The following is a 6,163-nucleotide window of genomic DNA, read 5'->3' as shown; positions in this document are numbered from 1 at the left end:
AATGGCTGATTACGCATATATCCAAAACACAGGTAATCTAAAAAAATTTTTGAACAAGATTCGTGAGATAAGTATTCCATCTAAAGGAGTAACTATAAAATGGTTAGAAACTTTAGGTTTTAAATCCAAGAATGACAGGCCTATTATTCAAGTTATGAAGCAAATTGGATTTCTTGATAGCAATAGTATACCAACTGAATTGTGGGCAAACTACCGAACCCCAGAACATAAAAAAATATTAGCAGGAGGTATTAAAAAAGGATATAAAGATCTTTTTGAGATTTATCCTGATGCGTATAAACAGAGCAGCAACGATTTGGAGCACTTCTTTACAAAAAATTCAGCTGCTGGAAAACAATTAATTGATAGCACAATACGCACATTCACAACATTATGTGAACTTGCAGATTTTAATGGATTTATTGATACAATAAAAGATAATGATCAACAAAATGATACAAATATCGATGAAAAACCAGCTATAAACCATAATACACTAATTACTAAGAATCAATCAAATGGATCTGGCGTAACCATCAATCTCAATATTCAATTAACATTGCCGGATACAACAGATCCAAAAGTATATGAGCACTTTTTCGCAGCAATGAAAAAATACATTTTTGAATAAGGACATAAATGGAAGCAATAATATTAAAAATAAAGGAAAATATCAATCAATTTGAGTCTGAATCTCACCAATTGTTTTCTAAATATGAGACATCACCATCTCGAATAATCACTGTGGATCAATCACGAAAAGATCTGAAAAATCTAAGTCTTCTTCAAAAAGAATTATTTGAGGAATCACTTAGATGCGTCGAAAATAAAATATATCGTGCTGCCTTTGTAATGGCTTGGGCTGGTTTTATAGATTTCCTTGAACAAAAGATGTCTTCAGATGGGTTGATAAAAGTAAAACAAGTACGAAATAATTGGTCAAAATATACTTCTATTGAAGAAATGAGAGAAAATGTAGCATCTGATTTCGAATTAATCAAAGTAACCAAAGAAATAAAACTTATTACAAAAGGAGAAATGAAACAGCTTCACGGGAAATTATCACAAAGAAATGATTGTGCTCATCCTAGTGCATATAATCCAAATTTTAATGAAACATTAGGATATATATCAGGATTATTCAGTCTAATTGAAAAAATTAGTAAAAAAACATTGTAGAAAGAAGAAACATCCGTTAAAAACCTCTAACCAACCCCATCCCTACAAACCCTCAAAACCTCTCTGGCATCCTCTTCCTTCTGCGAAAAATAATTTGTCTTCAGGTATTTAGTGAGCCTCTCAAAACACTCACCCGAAATCTCCCCGGCCAGACGGGCATCCTTCAAAACCCTTCGGTAAGTCCGCTGCGGGTAGTAAATCCCGGACGCAGTCCGGATGAGAGTGTCCTGGTCGGCGGCTGTAATTATGCCTCCCCTGACTGCTCTCTCAAAATTGATTCTCATATCAACGAGTGCATCGGATACAGCCTCGTTTGAAAACGGATCACAGGCGAGTGCAACCTCATCGTCTGATTCGATTATGCCGTCCCGGTACATCTCATAAATTCTCCCCACACCCGCCATTCCAAAGCGGTCAAGCTCACACGCCCGAAGAGCACCCATCGAGGATGAGCCGTAGACCGAAATCTTTGATTTCAAAGCCGCCAGAATCTCGCGGTGGCCGACAGAGCAGTCCTGAAAGAATAGTCCGTCGATGATACAGATTGCCTTTGGTCTCCCAGCGACCGCTGCCTCCAGATCCCCTCTTCTTACAGGAGGACGAAAGTCAGCTAAGGACTCGGGGAGAATCCTCTTTGCCGTTTCAATTTTCAGGCTTGGCCCTAAGTACACGATTACGTCTGGCATTATCACACCTCTTTCCATATCTTTCAGGGTCCATCGCATAAGTCTCAAGACCGGGGACAACAACTCTTACAACCGGAATTTTTACATCCGGCATCGTAAGATCGGATACAAAAACCCGGTCAAGACCGGAATCTTTCAACAGTTTCTTTGTAAACTCAATATCCTTTAGGAAGTCATCCGAGATAAACCCTGAAATCTCGGAAAAGTCACGTTTTTCACCATCCAAAAACCACTTTTTGTTAAACCGCTTCGTCCTGTCATAACCGATGTTCTTTCGAAACTGTGCCTCGGTCGTATCCTCACGTGCACCGTGAATCTGGGTCGCTCTCGACTGTGCAACCTCGGTAATCGCCCTTATCGCCGCAATCACAGGGGATACATGTGTTCCCATTCCTGTTACAAGAAGTGAGGGGTCTTTTAGTTTTACATCGTCGGCAACCGCTGCAATCGTCGGAATCCCGATATTCGATGTTATATCACGAAGGATGATGTCAACGCCGTTATCCTCAAACGCTGATATCATCTTTGAGATGACAGGATTATCAAAGCCCTCAATAACAGGACCTGCATTACCCGAGGCCTCAACAAGTGACCATGCATCCCTCTCGATAACCTCGGAGAGTGCATGAAAAGTTGCCTCCTCAATGGTGTTTCCGGACGCAATCCCGTTTGTGCTTGTCCTGAAAAAGCGGACAGTTCCGTGCGGAACCGGATGATAAACGGAGTGTGCCGGAATAAGCTTCTCCTCTTCATTTACGATATCAAAGGCCTCACACCACGGAACAGGGGAATCGGGATTAATCCCTTTCGGCAGAATCAGATCTTCAGGATTGACCGCACACCCCTCACCGAGCTGTGAAAACTTATCAGTAACAACCGCTCTCTCGTTTATCTCCGCAGAGTACCTCTCAATACCCTCCATTATTGCAGAGACCTTTGCGGCAGTCTCGGTCGCACCCTTGCCGTTGTAAACCGAAATCGCACCTTCATCAGCTCCCGGCCTTATACATGAGAATACAGGAATCCCGAGCCTGTCAAGGCCTGTTATATCAGCAATTCTTGTGATGCCGCAACTCACTGCAAGCGGAGATATAATCTCCAGAGTCTCCTCCGGACTTTTTGTTCTGTGGGTCTCCTCACAGTAGACCTTCTTACAGGATGAAAGCTTCACGAATGCCATATCTCCTCGCCCTCCTTTGTGATATCCTTCTTCCATATCGGGACATAGCGCTTTATCTCCTCGATTATGTAGCGGCAGCCCGAAAACGCCTCTTCCCGGTGGCCTGAAGATGCCAGAATTACAAGTATCGTCTCTTCGACCTTTAAAAGCCCTTTTCTGTGGATGATATCGACGTGATTTAAGGAATATTTCAGAGCCGCCTCCTCTGCAATATTATTGAGATCAGATAAGACAGCCTCGTCAAACGACTCAAAGTCAATCGCCTCAATCCCGTCATCACGGACAGTTCCGACAAACAGAACCATACCGCCGGTTGCAGGCTCTTTTGCATCCGCTATTAACTTTGCAATATCAATGTCGTCACATGTCAGCTCAATTCTGCCGGGAACCATTTAATTATCCTCCTGAAACAGGCGGGTATATTACTACAGAATCACCGTCTGAAAGGGAGATTTTTTCTGCAAATTCGCCGTCTGTTCGTTTTTTGTTATGCATTATCAATACATGATCATAGATATCGCCGGATTCATCGAAGAGAAGTTTGATTTTTTCCGGATTATCACATAAAATTACCAGTGCATCTTTAAGTGACATCACAGATTCACTTTCAACTATAGTCTTCTCTCCGAAAGCCTCCCTGAATCGTGCAAATGCAGTTATCTCAATCTTCATAAAAATCACGTTGTTTTTGCTTATTTTCACCACAGACAGGGCAGTCAGAATCGACCGGAATATCAATGTATTCCGCCATCCCGGTCTTCCCGTCCCAGAGAAGAAGTCTTCCCGAAAGTCCCGGGTTTAGACCTGAAAGATATCTTACCGCCTCGTTTGCCTGAATCGAACCGATAACGCCCGCAGTTGTCCCGACAATCGGGAAGATCTCATCAGGAGGCGATTTGGGGAATATACATGAGATACACGGGGTTTTTCCCGGAATCAGTGTTATCGCCTGTCCGTCCCATCCGGAAACAGCACCGTGAATTAAGGGAATATTGCTGGTAAGAGATGCCAGATTAAGAGCATAACGTGCCTCAAAGTTGTCAAGGCAGTCAATTATTATATCGCAGCCTTTCGTAATCTCAACCGCATTTTTTGAGGTTACGGCCTCTTTGATGACGGACACAGATACTTCCGGATTTAAAATTTCTATTGCCGTCTTTGCAGAGTCCGCCTTGAAATATCCTATATCAGATTCGCTGTGAAGATACTGCCTGTTAAGATTTGTAATCTCTACATTGTCACAGTCGCAGATCACAATATTCCCGACACCTGCAAGTGCAAGATACGTTGCAACAGGACTACCGAGCCCTCCTGCGCCTGCAATAAATGCCTTTGAGGAAAAAAGCCTGTCCTGCCCGCCCTCTCCGAAAAGAGAAACCTGTCTCATATACCTTTCACAAATCATAAGAAAACCGCTGATCTGCCACTTTAATTACAGATAACCGGAATACTGCATTTTTTTAAATACAATCAGCCTTTAGAAAACAGATCTGCCACGGTAAAAATGGCGGGATTTTGTTTTCACTATCTGTTATACTAACTCTGCCTGAAAAGGTATTTAGATTATCGAAAAGACAGTGCACCCTATAAAAGATAATGAACTCACATATAAAAAAAAAGTGAAACTCCGGTCTTAACTATTAAAAATCTGATGAAACAGTCGATAAAATTATCAGTTAATTTCATATCCCTGATAAATGAATTGAATATTAAAGTCAGAATACATATAATCAGACTGACTCTGGGGAGTATGCAGAAAAATGAATGACATATCATTAATATATTTTTTTTCAGGCATTTTAGGTGCTGTCCTCATAATACTGACAATGTCAAGAAGTCCGTCCAGATACCGGATTCCTTTTGTAATGCTGATTTCAGTCGCGGCATACTATTCCGTAACCTATGGAATTGAACTCTCACTCAGTGACCCGGCACTCATCCTCTCAATTATCAGGTTTGAATACCTTGGAATAGCCTTAATCCCCCCGTTATGGCTGACATTTGTATTCAGCTACACAGACAAAAAGGAGCATCTCAAAACCCTCCCTATGCTGATTCTCTGCATAATACCTGCAATAGTAATTATTACAGCCTTTTCCGGCTATCTTATTCCCCTGCTTTATCAGGCAGTGGATTTTGTCAGGTACAGGGATCTCGTGCTGCTCTCAATAACCCCCGGCTTTGTTTACTTTCTGAATATAACTTACCTGATAACTGCATTTTCCGCAGGTGTCCTGATACTTCTGGACTTTTCAAGACACACACACGGAATTATAAAAAATCAGGTCAGAATCATAACTCTGAGCGGTATAATTCTTATTCTCACAATCATTGCATACTTTGCCTGGGCAGGTCCCGCATATCACATCGACATAACGCCCTTAGCCTACCTCTTTGCACTATTAATGGGATTTTTGGGAATATTTCAATACAGGCTTTTTTCACTTGTTCCTATCGCATATGGAACCATATTTCATAAAATCCCCTCAGGCCTCATCATTATCGACACCGGCGGATATGTTATTGAGGCAAATGAGTCAGCAGACACTATATTAAACAGCGATATCAGGGAGAACGCCGGGGAAAAAATAACACAATACTATCAGGACTGTCCGGGATTTGAGGAATATATAAGCAGAATTCTGAAAGGAGAATTATTGGATCAGGAGACAAGGTTCTCCTGCACAAAAAATAACAAACCCGTATTCCTGGAAATCAGAGCGACTCAGATAAAGGACGGACACGGCCATAATGAAGGATTTATCATTTTAATAAATGACATTACCGAAAGCAGAATGACCGAGGAATCACTCCATGAGGCAAACAAAAAGTTAAACCTTCTCTCAAATATTACAAGGCATGACATCTTAAATCAGCTTACAATACTCAAAGGCTACCAGGATCTCTCCCGCGAACATATCAGTGATTCCGGGAATTCAGACCCCGTTATCTCAAAATATCTGGAAGAAGAATCAAAAGCCACGGAAAATATCTATCAGCAGATACTATTCACAGGGGATTATCAGGATATCGGCGTTGAATCGCCGGTATGGCAGAACATAAGTGACACATTCAAAAATTCGTTTAAAAACCTCAGTCACGGAAATGTCAGCATAAA

General features: G+C 41.6%; 8 protein-coding genes. 3 read left to right on the top strand and 5 right to left on the bottom strand.

Annotation, left to right across the window (positions count from 1 at the left end):
- Positions 1-631, top strand: a 631-nt coding sequence (locus ACTB1O_RS08115; RefSeq protein WP_462994635.1) for a DUF5343 domain-containing protein, incomplete at its 5' end; no start/stop codon positions are given.
- 8 nt (positions 632-639) lie between these two features.
- The gene (locus tag ACTB1O_RS08110; protein ID WP_462994634.1) at positions 640-1,179 is read left to right on the top strand and encodes a hypothetical protein; all 540 of its coding nucleotides are present in this window, start codon (positions 640-642) and stop codon (positions 1,177-1,179) included.
- 26 nt (positions 1,180-1,205) lie between these two features.
- Here ACTB1O_RS08110 and ACTB1O_RS08105 read toward each other — a convergent pair whose 3' ends face one another.
- The 5 genes from ACTB1O_RS08105 to ACTB1O_RS08085 are packed head-to-tail and all read right to left on the bottom strand — an operon-like array spanning position 1,206 to position 4,450.
- Complete coding sequence (locus ACTB1O_RS08105) at positions 1,206-1,865, bottom strand: TfuA-related McrA-glycine thioamidation protein (protein WP_462994633.1); 660 nt, start codon at positions 1,863-1,865, stop codon at positions 1,206-1,208.
- Entirely contained in the window at positions 1,822-3,045 is a 1,224-nt protein-coding gene (locus ACTB1O_RS08100) for a YcaO-related McrA-glycine thioamidation protein (RefSeq protein WP_462994632.1), read from the bottom strand. Before ACTB1O_RS08100 ends, ACTB1O_RS08105 begins: the two co-directional genes overlap by 44 nt.
- The gene (locus ACTB1O_RS08095) at positions 3,033-3,437 is read right to left on the bottom strand and encodes a molybdenum cofactor biosynthesis protein MoaE (RefSeq protein WP_462994631.1); all 405 of its coding nucleotides are present in this window, start codon (positions 3,435-3,437) and stop codon (positions 3,033-3,035) included. Before ACTB1O_RS08095 ends, ACTB1O_RS08100 begins: the two co-directional genes overlap by 13 nt.
- Before the next feature lie 4 nt (positions 3,438-3,441).
- On the bottom strand, positions 3,442-3,717 hold the full coding sequence (locus tag ACTB1O_RS08090) for a MoaD/ThiS family protein (protein WP_462994630.1): 276 nt from the start codon (positions 3,715-3,717) through the stop codon (positions 3,442-3,444).
- Positions 3,707-4,450, bottom strand: a complete 744-nt coding sequence (locus ACTB1O_RS08085; RefSeq protein WP_462994629.1) for a HesA/MoeB/ThiF family protein — start codon at positions 4,448-4,450, stop codon at positions 3,707-3,709. The genes ACTB1O_RS08090 and ACTB1O_RS08085 overlap by 11 nt, the downstream gene beginning before the upstream one ends.
- Before the next feature lie 355 nt (positions 4,451-4,805).
- Here ACTB1O_RS08085 and ACTB1O_RS08080 point away from each other — a divergent pair.
- The coding region (locus ACTB1O_RS08080; RefSeq protein ID WP_462994628.1) for a histidine kinase N-terminal 7TM domain-containing protein at positions 4,806-6,163 on the top strand (1,358 nt) is incomplete at its 3' end.

The sequence above is a fragment of the Methanomicrobium sp. genome, assembly GCF_055145805.1.
Note: the sequence above shows the minus strand (reverse complement) of the source record. Positions and strands in the feature narration are given on the sequence as shown.